General features: G+C 66.7%; 3 protein-coding genes. 2 read left to right on the top strand and 1 reads right to left on the bottom strand.

Annotated features, from left to right (window positions below; translation table 11 throughout):
- The coding region (locus AC1DYI_RS32335; RefSeq protein ID WP_477208209.1) for an ArsA-related P-loop ATPase at positions 1-772 on the top strand (772 nt) is incomplete at its 5' end.
- Here the strand turns inward: AC1DYI_RS32335 and AC1DYI_RS32340 are convergent.
- Complete coding sequence (locus tag AC1DYI_RS32340) at positions 739-1,794, bottom strand: DUF3466 family protein (RefSeq protein ID WP_477208210.1); 1,056 nt, start codon at positions 1,792-1,794, stop codon at positions 739-741. The two genes, AC1DYI_RS32335 and AC1DYI_RS32340, sit on opposite strands and share 34 nt — an antisense overlap.
- Before the next feature lie 205 nt (positions 1,795-1,999).
- Here AC1DYI_RS32340 and AC1DYI_RS32345 point away from each other — a divergent pair.
- Positions 2,000-2,586: esterase/lipase family protein (locus AC1DYI_RS32345; protein WP_477208211.1), on the top strand; the 587-nt coding region annotated here is incomplete at its 3' end.

Below are 2,586 nucleotides of genomic sequence, written 5' to 3' on the forward strand. Positions count from 1 at the left end.
GAGCACCACMGACCCCGCGGCGCACCTGGCCGACACGCTGAATGGCAATGTGCCGGGCTTGGCCGTGAGCCGCATCGACCCGAAGGTCGAGACACAGCGCTACATCGACAAGATCATGGCCGCCAAGTCGCCCCATATCGACGCCCAGGAACGCGCCCTGTTGCTGGAGGATCTGCAGTCGCCCTGCACCGAGGAGGTCGCTGTGTTCCATGCGTTTTCGCGCATCGTCAGCGAGGCCCGCAGTGCGTTCGTCGTGCTGGAAACCGCGCCTACCGGGCACTCGATGCTGCTGATGGATGCGACCGGCGCCTACCACCGGCAGATGACGCGCGAGTTCGAAGGCCATGGCGCTGCGCGCGTCGTCACGCCGTTGATGCGGCTGCAGGACGCGGCGTACACGAAGATCATCCTGGTGACGCTGCCCGAGGTGACGCCGGTGTCGCAAGCGGCCGAGCTTCAGGACGACCTGCGCCGCGCCCGCATCGAGCCCTATGCCTGGGTGCTCAACAAGAGCGTGCTGGCGGCGGGAACGCGCGATCCCTTGCTGAATGCTCGGATGGCGGGCGAACGCAAGCAGATCGAGCGCATGTCCACAGGCCTGGCCAAGCGGCTGTTTGCGCTGCCGTGGCTGAGCGTGCCACCGATCGGCCTCGGTGAGCTGTCGAAACTGGCCGCCGCGCCGGTGCCTGCGGCCACCGCTCCGGCTTGTTACCCAGGCTTGCCAGTTGCCTCACCTGCTCAGGGCAGCGGTGTCAGCACGACGGGCTGGTAAGAGCCGTGCAGGATCCCCCAGCCGACGATCACGCCGGCGTCGTTGATGTCATAGGCGACGCGGATATCCCAGTCTGGGTCGCTGGTAGGGTCCAGCAGCGTGTTGAGGTCGTAGACGCGCCGGTGGGTGTAGACGAATGCGCGATCGTCCCCGTTCACCTTCATGGTGCCCACGACCTGGTCCAGGTTGTTGATGCCCAAAGCCGACGAATGCCGCCCAAGGTCGGTGATGGTGATGCCGTTGTCGAGGATCGCATGCGTCGTATAGCGTGTGTCGCCTGACCAGCCGGCGATGTGCCCGTGGGCATTGACCGCTCGCGCATACGAGTTGGCCCACGGCCAGTTGAGATCCTTCATCTGCCCATTCCTGTAGACAAACGCGTGCACGGCCGTGTCGCCCGCCACCGCGGACGAACCCACGATGACGCCTTTGTCGTTGATGTCCTGCGGGGTGCTGTAGGTTCCGCCGAGGGTGCCGAGCAGCTTGACGTTGACCCCCTTCCAGACATACGCGATGCGCCCCGCGGTACCGACGACGTGGCCAAGGTTGTTGATGCCCAGCGCCGTATCGGCCACGACGGCGTCGTCTTGCACATGTGTTGGATTCCCCTGCGCATCCCAGACCACGGCGTAGTCCCCGCCAGTGCGATAGCAGGACCCCGCAACTTGCATCGCGTCGTTGATCGCGTAGCCATGCGCGTACGGTGAGCCCTCGTTCTTGCAATTGAGTTGACGCAGCACGCCGTCTTGCCAAACGATCGCCTGGCTCACGCTGCCCAAATACCCTGCAGCCACGCCGTTGGCGTTGACGGAGTACAGAAAGCCATCGCGCCAATCCTGCTGCACGGACTCCACGTGGTAAACCGGCGGCCGAGGCGATGCCTGCGCGATACCTGACAGCGCGATGATGACGAACGCCACGACTTGCAGGGCTGGATGGGCCGGTTGATGCCGACTAGCGGGATGGTTGTCGTTGCCGCAAGGCGCGGCAACGCGTTGAGATCCGGGCAATGTCGTCGGCATGATCTGCCTCCTGAGTTGGCGTGAAAGACGGGGACGATCTTCGCATCGAGCGGTCATCGTAGGCCCTGAGGCGCTGGCGGCCGCAGAAACTTGGCTGCCCACGCAAACTGGCGTCTCGGTGTAGTGCTTTGTCGCGCCAGAATCGAACGCAGGGGCRCCGGGCCGACCGGCCGGCACCCGCCACTTGGACTGGAGGCCACACCGGATGCGCATCGCCCCCTTGCTGACCGTGCTGACGCTGCTGTGCCTGCTTGGCGGTTGCGCGACGCGCAGTGGCGGCGTCGCTGCCGACCTCGAACCCGGCCGACTGCCGCCGCCCGACACCGCGCTGGCAATCGCCGGGCTCGGACCCTGCACCGACAACCCGGATCGACGCTTGCACCTKGATGGGAGCCAGCAGGTGACGGTGCTGGTGCACGGCTGCTACGGCTCATCGGGACAGTTCCGCGCGCTGGCGCAGGTGCTGGCCTTCCAGGGCCAGCAGTCGGCATGTTTCACCTACGACGACCGAGCGCGGCTCGCGGACACCGCCGCCGACCTTCGGCACGCGCTGCAGATGCTGGCCGACCAATCGCACGTGCCGCGGATCGACGTGATCGGCCACAGCCAGGGTGCGCTGGTGGCGCGCCGGGCGCTGACCGACACGCTGCCAGCGCCGCTGCCCGGCCCGCCGGTCGACCTGCGCCTGGTCACGGTGTCGGGCCCGTTCTCGGGCATCGAGGCGGCGCGCACGTGCGGCCGGCGCTGGCTCTATCCGTTGTCGCTGGGCCTGGTGCCGCTGAGCTGCCTGAT

The organism is Ideonella sp. P3_A4 (genome assembly GCF_056403075.1).

Coding starts and splice junctions, on each gene's coding strand:
- AC1DYI_RS32340 (WP_477208210.1), bottom strand. CDS start 1,794: ATGCCGACGACATTGCCCGGATCTCAACGCGTTGCCGCGCCTTGCGGC.